Annotated in this window: 12 protein-coding genes; all 12 read left to right on the forward strand. The window is 73.5% G+C overall.

Features of this window, described 5'->3' with window-relative positions; translation table 11 throughout:
* Window position 1 precedes the first annotated feature (1 nt).
* The 12 genes from murJ (at window position 2) to cmk (ending at window position 15,243) form a co-directional block, all read left to right on the forward strand.
* A complete protein-coding gene (murJ, locus tag ACGFIW_RS31575) occupies window positions 2-1,684 on the forward strand; it encodes a murein biosynthesis integral membrane protein MurJ (RefSeq protein ID WP_393323610.1) in 1,683 nt (560 codons plus the stop codon).
* Window positions 1,681-2,850, forward strand: a complete 1,170-nt coding sequence (locus ACGFIW_RS31580) for a glycosyltransferase family 4 protein (protein ID WP_393323613.1) — start codon at window positions 1,681-1,683, stop codon at window positions 2,848-2,850. The genes murJ and ACGFIW_RS31580 overlap by 4 nt, the downstream gene beginning before the upstream one ends.
* On the forward strand, window positions 2,850-5,288 hold the full coding sequence (locus tag ACGFIW_RS31585) for a hypothetical protein (RefSeq protein WP_393323615.1): 2,439 nt from the start codon (window positions 2,850-2,852) through the stop codon (window positions 5,286-5,288). Before ACGFIW_RS31580 ends, ACGFIW_RS31585 begins: the two co-directional genes overlap by 1 nt.
* A gap of 161 nt (window positions 5,289-5,449) precedes the next feature.
* Window positions 5,450-7,201, forward strand: a complete 1,752-nt coding sequence (locus ACGFIW_RS31590; RefSeq protein WP_393323617.1) for a CTP synthase — start codon at window positions 5,450-5,452, stop codon at window positions 7,199-7,201.
* A 76-nt stretch (window positions 7,202-7,277) separates the two neighbouring features.
* On the forward strand, window positions 7,278-7,883 hold the full coding sequence (locus ACGFIW_RS31595) for an NUDIX domain-containing protein (protein ID WP_393323620.1): 606 nt from the start codon (window positions 7,278-7,280) through the stop codon (window positions 7,881-7,883).
* Window positions 7,884-8,221: 338 nt separating this feature from the next.
* Window positions 8,222-9,337, forward strand: a complete 1,116-nt coding sequence (ald, locus tag ACGFIW_RS31600) for an alanine dehydrogenase (RefSeq protein ID WP_393323622.1) — start codon at window positions 8,222-8,224, stop codon at window positions 9,335-9,337.
* A 41-nt stretch (window positions 9,338-9,378) separates the two neighbouring features.
* The gene (locus ACGFIW_RS31605; protein ID WP_393323625.1) at window positions 9,379-10,344 is read left to right on the forward strand and encodes a site-specific tyrosine recombinase XerD; all 966 of its coding nucleotides are present in this window, start codon (window positions 9,379-9,381) and stop codon (window positions 10,342-10,344) included.
* 180 nt (window positions 10,345-10,524) lie between these two features.
* Window positions 10,525-11,448, forward strand: a complete 924-nt coding sequence (locus ACGFIW_RS31610) for a ParA family protein (RefSeq protein ID WP_124862901.1) — start codon at window positions 10,525-10,527, stop codon at window positions 11,446-11,448.
* 41 nt (window positions 11,449-11,489) lie between these two features.
* Window positions 11,490-12,632 carry a segregation and condensation protein A gene (locus tag ACGFIW_RS31615; RefSeq protein WP_393323628.1) on the forward strand — a complete coding sequence of 381 codons (1,143 nt, stop codon included), beginning with the start codon at window positions 11,490-11,492 and terminating at the stop codon, window positions 12,630-12,632.
* Window positions 12,625-13,611 carry an SMC-Scp complex subunit ScpB gene (gene scpB, locus ACGFIW_RS31620; RefSeq protein WP_393323631.1) on the forward strand — a complete coding sequence of 329 codons (987 nt, stop codon included), beginning with the start codon at window positions 12,625-12,627 and terminating at the stop codon, window positions 13,609-13,611. Before ACGFIW_RS31615 ends, scpB begins: the two co-directional genes overlap by 8 nt.
* Window positions 13,598-14,368, forward strand: coding sequence for a pseudouridine synthase (locus tag ACGFIW_RS31625; RefSeq protein WP_357080583.1), 771 nt, complete (start codon window positions 13,598-13,600; stop codon window positions 14,366-14,368). Before scpB ends, ACGFIW_RS31625 begins: the two co-directional genes overlap by 14 nt.
* Before the next feature lie 194 nt (window positions 14,369-14,562).
* Window positions 14,563-15,243, forward strand: a complete 681-nt coding sequence (cmk, locus tag ACGFIW_RS31630) for a (d)CMP kinase (protein WP_393323634.1) — start codon at window positions 14,563-14,565, stop codon at window positions 15,241-15,243.
* Window positions 15,244-15,368: the final 125 nt, after the last annotated feature.

Raw genomic sequence — 15,368 nt, forward strand, 5'->3', positions numbered from 1 at the left:
CGTGACCAGACCGGCCCCCCTCGCCGGCACCGGCCGGCTGGCCGGAGCAGCCGCGCTCATCGCCGTCCTCACCGTGGCCAGCCGGCTCGCCGGCTTCGGCCGCACCGCCGTGTTCACCTGGAGTCTGGGGACCACCGACCTCGGCGGCACCTACGTGGTGGCCAACGCCGTACCGAACTTCATCTTCGAGATCGTCGCCGGTGGTGCGCTGGCCAGTCTTGTCGTACCGCTGCTGGCCGGCGCCGTCGCGGCCGGCGACCGGACGGCCGTGGCCCGGACCACCGGCACGCTGCTGACCTGGACGCTGGCCCTGCTGGTGCCGCTCGCGGTGCTGGTGGTGCTGCTCGCCGGGCCGGTGGTCGAGTCGCTGGGCCACCACCTGACCGACGCCCAGCAGCAGAGCGGCGTCCGGATGTTGCGGGTCTTCGCGCCGCAGCTACCGCTGTACGGGGTCGGCATCGTGCTCACCGGGGTGCTCCAGGCGCACCGGCGCTTCGCCTGGCCGGTGCTCGCGCCGCTGCTGTCCAGTCTCACCGTGATCGTCGTCTACCTGGGGTTCACCGCGACGCAAGGTCGGTACGCCACCGTCGGCGGGGTGAGTCCCGGTGGGGAGTTGCTGCTCTCCGCCGGCACCACCCTCGGTGTGGTGGTGCTGTCGCTGTCCCTGCTGATCCCCGTCCGCCGACTCCACCTGGGGTTGCGGCCCAGCTTCGGGTTCCCCGCCGACGCGCGGGCCCGGGTCGGCGGGTTGGCGGTGGCCGGCGCGGTCACCGTCACCACCCAGCAGATCGCCCTGATCGTCAGCCTGAACCAGGTCACCGCCGGTGCGCGCAGCAACCCGGGCATCTACAACCTGGCCCAGACCGTCTACCTGCTGCCGTGGGCGGTGCTGGCGGTGCCGCTGGCCATCGCGGCGTACCCGACTCTGGTCGCGGCACGGGCTGCCGGTGACGAGGACGCCTACCGGGCGACGCTGGCACCGGCCGTGCGCGGGGTGCTGCTGTTCAGTTGCCTCGGCACTGCCGCGTTGATCGGGACCGCCGCACCCGTCGGGCATTTCTTCTTCCCGGCATCCACCGCACCCACCGCCGCCGCCGCGATCATCGGGTACGCCCCGGGCCTGGTCGGCTACGGCCTCTTCGCGGTGCTCACCAGGGCGCTCTACGCCCGGGGGGAGACCCGGGCGGCGACTGTCGCCACCGCCGTCGGCTTCCTGGTGGTACCGGCCGTCGTCCTGCTGTTCGGTGCGTTGCTGCCGCTGCGGGACCGGGTATTCGCGGTGACGTCCGCGAACTCGGTGGGCATGCTGGTGCTCGGTGCCCTGCTGCTCGGTGCCGTGCTGCGCGGCGCCGGCCGGGCGGCGCTGGCCGGTGCGGCCCGTGCCGGTGCGGCCGGTGGCCTCGCCGGAGTGCTCGCCGCGCTCGCCGGGTGGGGCCTCACCCGCTGGCTCGACACGCCGGGCGGCGGCACCCCGACGACGGCGGCGGCACTCGGTCAGGGCATGCTGTCCGGGGTTCTGGTCGGGGCGGTGTTCCTCGCTGTGGTCTGGTTCGTCGACCGGCGGGACGTGCAGCCGCTGCTCGCCGGGGTGCTGCGGCGTCTGGGTCGGCGGGGGCCACGGGGCGACGGGCCGACGCCGGTCTCCCCGGAGCGGGGCGACGGGAAGGAGACGGCAGCGCGATGACTGAGCCACCTCAGCCTGCCGGTTGGTCGGGCAGCGTCGCGTTGGTGCTCGCGTCCAGCACCGGCGGTGTCGGCCAGCACGTCCGTTCGGTGGCCCGTGGCCTCGTCGCGGGTGGTGCCACGGTCCTGGTCTGCGGGCCCGCCGCCACGCAGGAGCAGTTCGACTTCACCGGTGTCGGTGCGCGGTTCGAGCCGGTGGAGATCCCGGCCAGCCCGACCCCGGCCGACGCGCGGGCGGTGCTCGCGCTGCGCCGGGTGCTCGCCGCCGCCGGGGTCGACGTGGTGCACGCGCACGGCCTGCGGGCCGGCCTGGTCGCCGTACTGGCCCGCCCGGCCGCCCCGCTGATCGTCACCTGGCACAACGCGGTGCTCGCGGGGGGACTGCGGGGCAGGGTGTCCCGCCTCGTCGAACGGGTGGTGGCCCGAGGCGTCCGGGTGGCGCTCGGGGCTTCCGCGGACCTGGTGCGACGGGCCGCCGAGGTGGGCGCCACCGACGCCCGGCTCGCCCCGGTCGCCGCACCGACGCTGCCCGCGCCGCGTCGCCGTCCAGCGGCGGTACGTGCCGAGTTCGGCGTCCGCCCGGACCAGCCGTTGATCCTCTCGGTCGGCCGGCTGCACCCGCAGAAGCGCTACGACGTGCTGATCGACGCGGCGGCCCGCTGGCGTACGCGTACCCCGCCGCCGGTCGTGGTGATCGCGGGTAGCGGGCCGGCGTATCTGCCGCTTGCCGCGCGGACGTCGGCGGCCCGCGCACCGGTGACCCTGCTGGGGCACCGCACCGACGTGGCCGACCTGCTCGCCGGCGCCGATCTCGCGGTGGTGACAAGCGACTGGGAGGCCCGACAGCTCTTCGCCCAGGAGGCGCTGCGCGCCGGCGTACCGCTGGTGGCCACCGCGGTCGGTGGCCTCCCGGACCTGGTCGGTGACGCCGCCACGCTGATCTCCGCGGGTGACGTGGACGCGGTCGACGCGGCGGTGCGGGCGTTGCTGGACGACCCGGCGGCGCGGGCCGAGTTGGGTCGGCGGGGCGCCGAACAGGCGGCGACGTGGCCGACCGAGACGGACACCGTGCGCACGCTGGCCGCCCTCTACGACGAACTGGCCCCGGACCGCACCGCTCCGGCGGCCACCCCGGACTCCGACGCCCCGAGAACGGGACACCGGTGATGCTGCGCCGAATCGCCCCCGCCCTGTTGACCGTGCTCGTGGTGGCGCTCGGTGTCACCGCGCTGGCCGCCCGCCCACCCCAGGGCACCCCGCGACGCACCGCCGACTTCGTGGTGCTCGCCGGGATCGCCGGGCTGCGCTGGGAGGACGTCGACCCGCAGAGCACCCCGACGCTGTGGCGGATGGCCCGGGACGGGTCGATCGGCTCGCTGTCGGTGCGTTCCGCGCACCGCCCCACCTGCCCGGTGGACGGCTGGCTGACCCTGGGCGCGGGCAGCTTCGCCGCGTGGGACGGCAGCCGGCCGCCCGACGGTTGCCCGCCGGCCGGGGTGGTCGTGGAACAACCCGACGGCATCGGCGCGAACCTGCCCGAGCAGGAGAGCGTGGTGCAGCACAACCAGCAGCGCCTGTCCTGGGGGGCCATGCCCGGGTCGCTGTCGGAGTCGGTCCGCTGCTCCGTCGCGGTGGGCCCGGGTGCGGCGGTGGCGGCCGCCCGGCCGTTCGGCCGCGTCGACAGGTACGCTCCGGCGCTGCCGACCGATCCGCGGGCGCTGCTCGGTTCGTGCGTGCTGAGCATCGTCGACCTCGGCACCGTCGAGGGGATCGATCCGGCGTCGCGCGCCGCGCAGGCCCGCGCGGCGGACGCCCAACTGGCCCGGGTGCTCGCCGCACGGCCACCACGGTCGTTGGTGCTGGTCGCGGGGATCTCCGACACCGCCCAGCCGTCGCGGCTGCACGTGGCGGTCGCCGACGGGCCGGGCTGGGAGCGGGGGTGGCTCACCTCGGCCAGCACCGGCCGCGACGGGTACCTGCAACTCGTCGACCTCGCGCCGACCGCCCTCGCCGCGCTGGGCCGGCCGATGCCGGAGCGGCTCTTCCTCGGTCGTCCGGCGGTCAGCACCGACGGTCGTCCGGCCGACCTCGCCGACGCGATAAGCGCCCCGGCGGACGCCGATCAGGAGGCGGCCGCCCAGCGGACCGTCTCCGGCCGGTTCTTCACGCTGCTCGCCTGCGTGCAGGTGTTCCTGGCGCTGGCGGTCCTGCCGCTGCTGCGCCGTGCCCGCCCGCAGGCCGGGCCGACCGGCCCGACCCCGGGGCGGATCGTGGCGGTGGCGGAGTTGCTGCTGGTCGCCGCCGCGTTGACGGTGCCGGCGGCGCTGCTGGCCGACGCGGTGCCCTGGTGGCGGGGCGACCACCCCGGCTGGCTCTTCGCCGGGATCACCGCGCTGCTGGTGGCCGCCGGCACCGCGGCGGTCCGGTTCTTCCCCGGGTACGCGGGCACTCTCGGCCCCCTCGGCGCGGTGGCCGGCCTCACCACGCTGGTCGTCGGCATGGACGTGCTCACCGGGGCCCGACTCCAGCTCAACGGCGTGGTCGGCTACTCCGCGTTGCAGGGCGGCCGGTACGCCGGGCTGAGCACGGTGGGGCTGGGCGTGTTCCTCGCCGGCGCGTTGCTCACCGGGGGGTGGTTCGCCCAACGGGTGCACCGGGGCTGGCGACCCGCGGTGATGGTGGCCGTGGGCGGCCTCGCCGTGGTGGTGGTCGGCAGCCCGTACCTGGGCGCCGATCCGGTCGGCGCGATCGCGCTCACCGCCGGGGTGAGCGTCGCCGCCGTGATCAGCGCCGGTGGCTGGTTGACGATCAGCCGGCTGGCCTGGGCCGCCATGGCCGCTCTCGCGGTCGGTATCGGGTTCGCCGTGGTGGACCTGCGGCGTTCGGCGGCCGAGCGGGGCAGTCTGGGCAGGTTCCTCTCCGCGCTCGGCGACGGCACCGGCGGGTTCACCGTGCACCGGTCCAGCACGGAGAATTTCGAGACGTTGGTCAACAGCCCGCTGACCGTGTTGGCGCTCGTCGGTGGGTTGCTCGTGTGGTTCGCCCTGTTGCAGCCGTGGGGCGGGTTGATGCGGTTGTTCGGCATCTACCCGGCGGTCCGGGCCGCGATGGCCGGCACCGTGGTCGCCGCGGTGCTCGGTGGTGTGCTCGACGGCGCGGCACTGGACGTGTTGGGCACCGCCGCCGCGCTTGTGGTGCCGATGGCCGCCCTGGCGTCGTTGCGGGTCCTCGGACATGCCGCCGACCGGACCCGCCCGCTGGCGGGCCGCTCCCGCGCGGACGGCGTGGACGAGTCGGGGCCCGGCGGGGTCGGCCCGACCGGCGGCGACGGCCCGACCGGCGGCGGTGGCGACGGCCCGACCGGTGGCGGCGGCCCGACCGGTGGCGGCGGGCCGCTGGGCGCGGTCCATCCCCGTCCGATCAGCGGCCCACCCTCGGGCTCGGTGACGGCTGTCGCGCCGCCGGAGACCCCGGACGACTCCACGACCGACGCCGACGACCCGGCGGCGCCGACCGCGAGCGGGTCGACGCCGGACGCCGCGCCGACGGTGCCCGGGCCACCCCGGCAGGTCAACAGGTCATCGACCGAGGTTGCCGCCTCCTGAGCGCGGGCCTGCTCGCGGATGACCCGGTGGTGTCGCAGCCGGGGTGCGGCCTGCGGGTCCCCGGTCGGGAGGTGTTACCGTCGAATCCCGTGGATCGCGATCACTGAGCTGATCATGCACGGCGGTCTGCATGACCGCGACAGACGACACGGGAGCAGGCCTTGGCCCCATCAGCACGGACGACCAGGCACATTTTCGTCACCGGGGGCGTCGCCTCCTCGCTGGGTAAGGGCCTCACCGCCTCCAGCCTCGGCAACCTGCTGACCGCGCGCGGGCTGCGCGTGGTGATGCAGAAGCTCGACCCCTACCTCAACGTCGACCCGGGGACGATGAACCCGTTCCAGCACGGTGAGGTCTTCGTCACCGAGGACGGCGCCGAGACCGATCTCGACGTCGGGCACTACGAGCGCTTCCTGGACCGGGCGCTGTCCGGCAAGGCGAACGTCACCACCGGCCAGATCTACTCCGACGTGATCGCCAAGGAACGCCGGGGGGAATACCTGGGCGACACCGTCCAGGTCATCCCGCACATCACCAACGAGATCAAGTCGCGGATCCTGGCGATGGCCGACCCGGACGAGGACGGCCAGCTCCCCGACGTGGTGATCACCGAGGTCGGCGGCACGGTCGGCGACATCGAGTCGCTGCCGTTCCTGGAGGCGATCCGCCAGGTCCGCCACGACCTCGGCCGGGACAACTGCTTCTACCTGCACGTCTCGCTGGTGCCGTACCTGGCGCCGTCGGGTGAGCTGAAGACCAAGCCGACCCAGCACTCGGTGGCGCAACTGCGCAACATCGGTATCCAGCCGGACGCGATCGTGCTGCGCTGCGACCGGGAGATCCCGGTGAAGCTCAAGGAGAAGCTGTCGCTCTACTGCGACGTGGACGCCGAGGCGGTCGTCGCCGCCCCGGACGCTCCGAGCATCTACGACATCCCGAAGGTGCTGCACCGCGAGGGGCTCGACGCGTACGTGGTGCGTCGGCTCGGTCTCTCCTTCCGCGACGTGGACTGGGCCAGCTGGGACGACCTGCTGGAGCGGGTGCACCGGCCCCGGCACACGGTCACCGTCGCCGTGGTCGGCAAGTACGTCGACCTGCCCGACGCGTACCTGTCGGTCAGCGAGGCGATCCGCGCGGCCGGGTTCGGCCACCGGGCCCGGGTGCAGCTGCGCTGGGTGCCCAGCGACGAGTGCGTCACCCCGGCCGGTGCCGCGGCGGCGTTGGCCGGCGTGGACGGCATCCTCATCCCCGGTGGCTTCGGCGTCCGCGGCATCGAGGGCAAGATCGGCACCGCCCGGTACGCCCGCGAGACCGGCATCCCGCTGCTCGGGCTCTGCCTCGGCCTGCAGTGCATGACCATCGAGGTGGCCCGGCACCTGGCCGACCTGGACGGCGCCAACTCGCTGGAGTTCGACGAGCAGGCCGCGCACCCGGTCATCGCCACCATGGCCGACCAGGAAGACATCGTTGCCGGCAAGGGTGACCTGGGCGGCACCATGCGGCTCGGGGCGTACCCGGCGACGCTGACCGAGGGGTCGATCGTCGCCGAGGCGTACGGCAGCACCGAGATCAGCGAGCGGCACCGGCACCGGTACGAGGTGAACAACGCCTACCGGGACGCGCTGACCAAGGCGGGTCTGCACATCTCCGGCACGTCGCCGGACGGCCGGCTCGTCGAGTTCGTCGAGCTGGACCGCAGCCTGCACCCGTTCTTCGTGGCCACGCAGGCGCACCCGGAGTTGAAGAGCCGCCCCACCCGCCCGCACCCGCTGTTCGCCTCGTTCGTCAAGGCGGCGGTGACGTACTCGCAGGCCGACCAACTGCCTGTCGACCTGGATGCGGCGACGGAGGCCCCGACGACGCGCAAGGCCACCCGCAACGGTGCCGCGACGAAGGCGACGTCCTCCTCGTGAGCGAGCGCAGCGAGCGAACCAGCAGGCTCAGCAGCGAGGCGCCTCGCGCCGTCGTCGAGCGCAGCGAGGCGACGGCGTGAGCAACCTGGAGCACCGCTACGAGGTGCGGTCCCGCGAGGAGCGGTACCGGGGGCGGATCTTCGACGTGGTCACCGAGGAGGTGACCATGCCGGGCGGCGGGACCGGCGTGCGGGACCTGGTCCGGCACGTCGGGGCGGTGGCCGTGGTGGCGCTCGACGACGCCGGTCAGGTGGTGCTGATCCGGCAGTACCGGCACCCGGTCGGGCGGCACCTGTGGGAGCTGCCCGCCGGGCTGATGGACGTCTCCGGCGAGGAGTTGCCGGCGGCCGCGTTGCGGGAGCTGGCCGAGGAGGCGGACCTCACCGCCGGGCAGGTCGACGTGCTTGTCGACCTGCACAGCTCACCCGGGTTCACCAACGAGCTGGTCCGGGTCTTCCTGGCCCGGGATCTCGCCGAGGTGCCGGCCGACGAGCGCCACGAGCGCCGCGACGAGGAGGCCGACCTCCAGGTCGTCCGGCTCGACCTGGACGAGGCGGTGGCCATGGTCCTGGCCGGTGAGATCACCAACGCGTCCGCGGTGGCTGGGCTGCTGGCCGCGGCCCGCGCCCGGGACACCGGCTGGTCGGCGCTGCGCCGGGCGGACGCGCCGCTGCCCCGCTGAGCGCCGCCGCCGGTCCCGCATCGGCGGGGAGTACGCGCGAAGGGGCCCCGCGGTCAACCGCGGGGCCCCTCGCCGACTGTTCTCGGCGGCAGGCGGCGGCCGGGGCGATAATTGTCGGATCCCGTCCGGACGGCGGCGGCGACGGTCCCCGGCGAATCCGCCCGGTGCCCTGACACTCCGTCAGGACACCCGGGCACCGGATGCCACTGTGCTGGCTCACGGCGGCGTCGGGCGCGCCTAGACTGCCGCCGGCGGGACCGGTGGACCGTGGTGGCAAAGGGGCCATTGCGGCACCGAGCAGTCGGGGGAGAGCGGCCCCGAAGAGAGGTGTCTGCATCGTGAAGGTCGGAATCCCACGCGAGGTCAAGAACCACGAGTACCGCGTGGCGATCACGCCAGCGGGCGTCAACGAGTTCACCCGCAGTGGTCACCAGGTCTTCGTCGAGGCCGGTGCCGGTGTCGGCTCCAGCATCACCGACGAGGAGTTCACCGCCGCCGGCGCGACGATCCTCGCCACCGCCGACGAGGTGTGGGAGACCGCCGAGCTGGTGCTCAAGGTCAAGGAGCCGATCGCCGAGGAGTACCACCGGATGCGCGAGGGGCAGGTGCTCTTCACCTACCTGCACCTGGCCGCCTCCAAGGAGTGCACCGACGCGCTGATCGACCGCCGGGTCACCGGCATCGCGTACGAGACGGTCGAGCTGCCCGACCGGTCGCTGCCGCTGCTCGCCCCGATGTCCGAGGTGGCCGGCCGCCTCGCCCCGCAGGTGGGCGCCTTCTACATGATGCGTACCGGCGGTGGGCGCGGTGTGCTGCCCGGCGGTGTCTCCGGCGTGTACGCGGCCAAGACCGTCGTCATCGGCGCCGGCGTGTCCGGCATGAACGCCGCCGCGATCGCGCTGGGCCTGCAGTCCGAGGTGCTGCTGCTGGACAAGAACGTCGCCCGGCTGCGCTCGGCCGACGCCATCTACCGCGGCCACCTGCAGACCATCGCGTCCAACGCCTACGAGGTCGAGCGGGCGGTGCTCGACGCCGACCTGGTCATCGGCGCGGTGCTGGTGCCCGGCGCGAAGGCGCCGACGCTGATCTCCAACGAGCTGGTCTCCCGGATGAAGCCGGGCAGTGTGCTCGTCGACATCGCGATCGACCAGGGCGGCTGCTTCGAGGACTCGCGCCCCACGACCCACGCCGACCCGGTCTACAAGGTGCACGAGTCGATCTTCTACTGCGTGGCGAACATGCCCGGCGCGGTCCCGAACACCAGCACCTACGCCCTGACCAACGTCACCCTGCCGTACGCGCTGGAACTGGCCAACCACGGCTGGCGCGAGGCGCTGCGCCGCGACCCGGCCCTGGCCCTGGGCCTGAACACCCACGACGGCCAGGTCACCTACGGCCCGGTCGCCGAGGCGCACGGCATGGACGTGCTCCCGCTGACCGACGCGCTGGCCTGAGCGGTGGCGGGCTGACCGGCGGCACGGACTCCGGCGCCGGCGTGGGCGAACCACCCACGCCGGCGCTACGCCGTGCCGTGCGCGGCTACCTCGACCACCTCACCGTCGAACGTGGACTGTCGGCGAACACGCTCACCTCGTACCGTCGGGATCTGGACCGCTATCTCGCCACCCTGGCCGACGCCGGCGTCACCGACCTCGCGTCGGTCGGCGCCGGCCTCGTGGAGTCGCACCTGGCGCGGCTGCGCGCGGGCGACGACGCGCACCCGCCGCTGGCGGTCTCCTCCGCCGCCCGCGCCGCCAGCGCGGTCCGCGGCCTGCACCGCTTCGCCCAGCGCGAGGGGCTGGCCGGCGCCGACCCCAGCCGCGACGTCCGCCCGCCCACCCCGCCCCGCCGGCTGCCCCGGGCGCTCCCGGTCGACGACGTGGTCCGCCTGTTGGAGACCGCCGGGCCGGTCACCGCGATCGGCGCGGACGCCCCGCTCGCGCTGCGCGACCGGGCGCTGCTGGAGTTCCTGTACGGCACCGGCGCGCGGATCTCCGAGGCGGTCGGCGCCGCCGTGGACGACCTGGACACCGACGAGGGCACCGTGCTGCTGCGCGGCAAGGGCGGCCGGGTGCGGCTGGTGCCGATCGGCGGGTACGCCGTCGACGCGGTACGCGCCTACCTGGTCCGGGCCCGCCCCGGCCTGGCCGCCGCCGGTCGGGGCACCCCGATGGTCTTCCTCAACGCCCGGGGCGGCGCGCTGACCCGCCAGGGCGCCTGGGGCATCCTGCGCGCCGCCGCCGGCCGGGCCGGGCTGCCGGTCGACGGGCCCGCCGCCGTCTCCCCGCACACCCTGCGCCACTCGTACGCCACCCACCTGCTCGACGGTGGCGCCGACGTCCGGGTGGTCCAGGAGTTGCTCGGCCACGCATCGGTGACCACGACGCAGGTCTACACGTTGGTCACCGTGGAGCGGCTGCGCGAGGTGTACGCCACCGCCCATCCGCGCGCCCGGGACTGAACCCGGTCGCGGTCAGCGCCGACACGCCGGGCCGGTGCCGAACCCCCTGCTGGTCGGTGGCGTACAGTCGGCATCGGCGCGGACCTCCTGGAGCGACACGACCGGGGTGCGCAGCGGCGCCGCGAAGGACGTCGGACGGCTCCGACGCCGGGTGGGTCGTCGGGAGGGGGCAACGAGCACATGGCTGGCAACGGTGACCGTGCCGAGACCTGGACGTCGGAGCTCCGCGAGCAGCAGGCCACGCTCGGCGCGGACCTGGGTCCCGCGGACCCGGCTGCCTACACGATGCGCAAGCCCATCCCCGAGCCCATGCCCACCGATCGGCACGGTCCGGCGCGCATCATCGCGATGGCCAACCAGAAGGGTGGCGTCGGCAAGACGACCACCACCATCAACCTGGGCGCGGCGCTCGCGGAGTACGGCCGCAAGGTGCTGCTCGTCGACTTCGACCCGCAGGGCGCGCTCTCGGTGGGGCTGGGGGTCAACCCGCACAACCTCGACCTGTCCGTCTACAACCTGCTCATGCAGGACGACGTGATCGCCGAGGACGTCCTCATCAAGACCGACGTGGCGGGCCTGCACCTGCTGCCGGCCAACATCGACCTCTCCGCCGCCGAGATCCAGCTCGTCAACGAGGTCGCCCGGGAGATGGCCCTGGCCCGGGTCCTGCGGACGGTCCGCAAGGAGTACGACTACATCCTGATCGACTGCCAGCCGTCCCTCGGCCTGCTGGCGATCAACGCGCTGACCGTCGCCCACGGCGTGCTCATCCCCCTGGAATGCGAGTTCTTCAGCCTGCGCGGTGTGGCCCTGCTGCTGGACACCATCGACAAGGTGCGCGAGCGGCTCAACTTCGACCTGGAGCTCGAAGGCATCCTCGCCACCATGTACGACAGCCGCACCACGCACTGCCGGCAGGTCCTGCAACGGGTGGTCGAGGCGTTCGGCGACAAGGTCTACCAGACGGTCATCACCAAGACGGTGAAGTTTCCCGAGTCCACGGTGGCCGGTGCCCCCATCACGACGATGGACCCGGCGTCCTCCGGGGCACGTAACTACCGTCAGCTGGCCCGCGAGGTGATCGCCGCCCAGTCGGAGCGGTAGCCGGAACGCCCGGTGCCCGCCTCGTGGACTACGGTCGTGCGGTGACCGCGCCACCCCTCGACCCGCCCGAGACCGCCGCTCCGGCCGTGGTCGACGGTGGGCCGCCCGCGGATCCGGCCGCCACCGGCTTCACGGTGCGCCTGGCCAACTTCACCGGCCCGTTCGACCTGCTGCTGCAACTGATCGGCAAGCACAAGCTCGACGTCACCGAGGTGGCCCTGCACACGGTCACCGACGAGTTCATCGCCTACATCAGGGCGATGGGCGACGACTGGGACCTCGACGAGGCCAGCGAGTTCCTGCTCATCGCCGCGACCCTGCTCGACCTGAAGGCCGCCCGGCTGCTGCCCTCCGCCGAGGTGGAGGACGAGGCCGACCTCGCCCTGCTGGAAGCCCGGGACCTGCTCTTCGCCCGGCTGCTGCAGTACAAGGCGTACAAGGAGGCGGCGGCACACATCGCCGAGTTGGAGGCGGTCGGCGGCCGACGGTATCCGCGGGCGGTCAGCCTGGAGGCCCGCTACGCCGACGCGCTGCCCGACCTGGTGCTCGGCATCGGCCCGCAGCGGCTGCTGAAGCTGGCCGTGAAGGCGATGACCCCGAAACCGGTGCCGGAGGTCTCCATCGCCCACGTGCACATGGTCCGGGTCAGTGTCCGGGAACACGCGGCGATCCTCACCGCCCGGCTGCGCCGCGCCGGCACGGCCACGTTCTCGCTGCTCTGCGCCGACTGCGAGGCCACCCTGGAGGTGGTGGCCCGGTTCCTCGCGCTGCTGGAGCTGTACCGGGAGGGCCTGGTGTCCTTCGTGCAGGAGCAGGCCCTGGAGGAGCTGACCGTGCGCTGGACCGGCCCGGCCGACGGCGAGACGGAGCTGCACGTCGACGAGTACGCCGGCACCCCACCCGACCGCGAGTTGGCCGAGGTCGGGTCCGAGCCGCCCGGGGTTGGTCCTGAGCTGGCCGGGGTTGGGCCTGGGCCGGTGGGGGTTGGGCCTGAGGTGGCCGAGGTTGGGTCCGAGTCGGCCGGGGTTGGGTCCGAGCCGGCCGGGGTTGGGTCCGAGCCGCCCGGCGTTGGGCCTGGGTCGGTGGGGGGTGGGCCTGAGCTGGCCGGGGTTGCGCCTGAGTCGGTGGAGGAGGCCGGTGGGCCGGACGGGACGGGAACGACGGAGGGTGCGCGGGATGAGTGACGAGGAACGCCGGGACTCGCTGGCCGACCAGGCTGCCGCCTGGGTCCCCCCGTGGGACCGCCCCCGCCCGCCCGCCGCCGAGAACACCACCCCCGACACCCCGCCAGACGAGTCGACCGCGCCGCCGCTGCCGGTCGAGTCGACCGCGCCGCCGCTGCCGGACGAGTCGACCGCGCCGCCGAAAGGGTCGGCGACGGCGCCGTCCTCCGATCAGGGAGATCTTGGAGGGAAAGTGCCCCTCCAGGGGCCGGAATCTTCCAAGATCTTCGCCGGACCGGGCGCGAACGTGACGGGGGCGGGGGCGGGGACAGGTTCGGGGGCGGGGGCGGGTTCGGGTTCGGGGGTTGGGGCGGGTGGGGCTGGGGGCGTACCCCGTCGGGAGGTTGTCGGACGGCGGCGGGTGCCGGCCGCGCCGGAGCCCGCGCCGGAATTGTCCGACGCCGAGCTGCGCGGCGCCCTGGAGGCCATCCTGCTGGTGGTCGACGAGCCGGTCAGTGAGTTGGTCCTGGCGCAGGTGCTGGAGCAGCCCGCCGAACGGGTCGGGCCGATGCTCGATGAGATCGCGGCCGGCTACACCGCGACCGGGCACGGGTTCGAGCTGCGGCGGGCGGCCGGCGGGTGGCGGCTCTACACCCGGCCGGAATACGCTACGTACGTCGAACGGTTCGTGTTGGACGGGCAATCGGTGCGGCTGACCCAGGCGGCGTTGGAGACGCTCGCCGTGGTCGCCTACAAGCAGCCGGTGACCCGTTCGCGAATCTCAGCCATCCGGGGTGTGAACTGCGACGGGGTCATCCGTACGCTGGTCACCCGCGGCCTCGTCGAGGAGTGCGGCACCGAACAGGACAGCGGGGCGTTCCTCTACCGGACCACCACGTTGTTCCTGGAAAAGCTCGGGCTGAACACCGTCGACGAGCTGCCGCCCCTCGCACCCTTCCTGCCCGACGACGTAGAAGAGCTTGCTGATGCGACCCGATAACCGTTCCCCGAAACCCAACGCGCCCGTCTACGAGGGGGCTGAGCGCCTGCAGAAGGTGCTCGCCGCCGCCGGCGTGGGTTCCCGGCGCGCCTGCGAGGACCTGATCTTCCGCCGCCGGGTGACCGTGGACGGGAGGGTCGCCAAACTCGGTGACAAGGTCGACCCGGCCACCGCGGTGATCCACGTGGACGGGGAGCGCCTCCAGGTCGACATCCGCCTGGTCTACGTGGCGATGAACAAGCCGCGCGGGGTGGTCACCACCATGGCGGACGACAAGGGCCGCAACGAGTTGGCCGAGTTCATCGGCAACCGGGTGGAGCAGCGGGTCTACCACGTCGGGCGGCTCGATGCGGACAGCGAGGGCCTGCTGCTGCTCACCAACGACGGCACCCTCGCGCACCGGCTCATGCACCCCTCGTACGAGGTGCTGAAGACGTACCTCGCCGAGGTGGTCGGGCCGATCCCGCGCAACCTGGGCAAGCGGCTGCTGGCCGGCGTCGAGCTGGAGGACGGGCCGGTCAAGGTCGACTCGTTCAAGGTGGTGGACACTCTGGGCAAAAGCGCCCAGGTCGAGCTGAGCCTGCACGAGGGCCGCAAGCACATCGTCCGGCGGCTGATGGAGGAGGTCGGACACCCGGTCACCCGTCTGGTGCGTACCTCCATCGGGCCGATCCGGCTCGGTGACCTGCGGACCGGGCGGATCCGGCGGTTGACCAACGCCGAGGTCGCCGCCCTGTTCAACGCGGTGGGCGACTGACCCCGGGGGTTGCGGGTACGGCTGCCGGTAGGCTCCACCGATGGCCGGGACGCGGCCGGAGGTGGCGTGGATCGCCCCCGGCGGCGTCGCGCGCGGGTCCGCCACGGACCGCGGGCATGATTGATGACGATTGACAAACCGCTTGCGGCGCCACTCACCGGGCGATCCGTGAGGTACGGGCTGAGGAGGACACGGTGCAGGAAAACGTACGGGCCGGGCGATGTGTGGTCGCTGTGGACGGGCCGTCCGGTTCGGGTAAGTCCACCGTGTCGCGGCGCCTCGCCGCCGCCGTCGGTGCGCGCTACCTCGACACCGGGGCGATGTACCGGGCGATCACGTGGGCCGTGCTGCGCTCCGGCGTGGACCTCACCGACGCCGCGTCGGTGGCGAAGGTCGCCGGCGAGGTCGACCTGCGCATCGGCACGGACCCCCAGGGGTACGACGTGACAGCCGACGGCGTGAGCGTGGACGCGGAAATCCGGGGCGCCGAGGTGACCGGGGCGGTCTCCGCCGTCGCCGCGGTGCCGGCGGTCCGCGAGCTGATGGTCGCCCGGCAACGCGAGATGATCGTCAACGCGGGCCGGATGGTCGTCGAGGGTCGTGACATCGGCTCCGTCGTCGCGCCCGACGCGGACCTGAAGGTCTTCCTGACCGCCTCGGAGGCGGCCCGCGCGGCCCGACGCAGCGCCGAGGACGCCGCCGACGTGGCGGCCACCGCCGCGGACCTGGCGCGCCGGGACCGTCTCGACTCGACCCGCAAGGTCAACCCACTGACGCAGGCACCGGACGCGGTGGTGCTGGACACCACGGAGCTGGGCATCGACGAGGTCGTGGCGCGGCTGCGCGACCTGCTCACCGAGCGGGGTGTCGCATGAGTGAGTTCGGCGCGGTTGTGCCTCATGGCGGTCCGGAGCGAAGCGGAGGAGCGGCATGAGTGAGCGTGGCGAGCGAATCATTGGGTTCAGTGTGGTTGTGCCTCATGGCGGTCCGGAGCGAAGCG

Source organism: Micromonospora sp. NPDC048935 (genome assembly GCF_043197875.1).
Classification (GTDB): domain Bacteria; phylum Actinomycetota; class Actinomycetes; order Mycobacteriales; family Micromonosporaceae; genus Micromonospora.

Bases quoted from the DNA above. Each gene is read 5' to 3' on its own strand.
- ACGFIW_RS31580 (WP_393323613.1), top strand. From the start codon at position 1,681: ATGACTGAGCCACCTCAGCCTGCCGGTTGGTCGGGCAGCGTCGCGTTG.
- ACGFIW_RS31585 (WP_393323615.1), top strand. From the start codon at position 2,850: ATGCTGCGCCGAATCGCCCCCGCCCTGTTGACCGTGCTCGTGGTGGCG.
- ACGFIW_RS31610 (WP_124862901.1), top strand. From the start codon at position 10,525: ATGGCTGGCAACGGTGACCGTGCCGAGACCTGGACGTCGGAGCTCCGC.
- scpB (WP_393323631.1), top strand. From the start codon at position 12,625: ATGAGTGACGAGGAACGCCGGGACTCGCTGGCCGACCAGGCTGCCGCC.
- ACGFIW_RS31625 (WP_357080583.1), top strand. From the start codon at position 13,598: ATGCGACCCGATAACCGTTCCCCGAAACCCAACGCGCCCGTCTACGAG.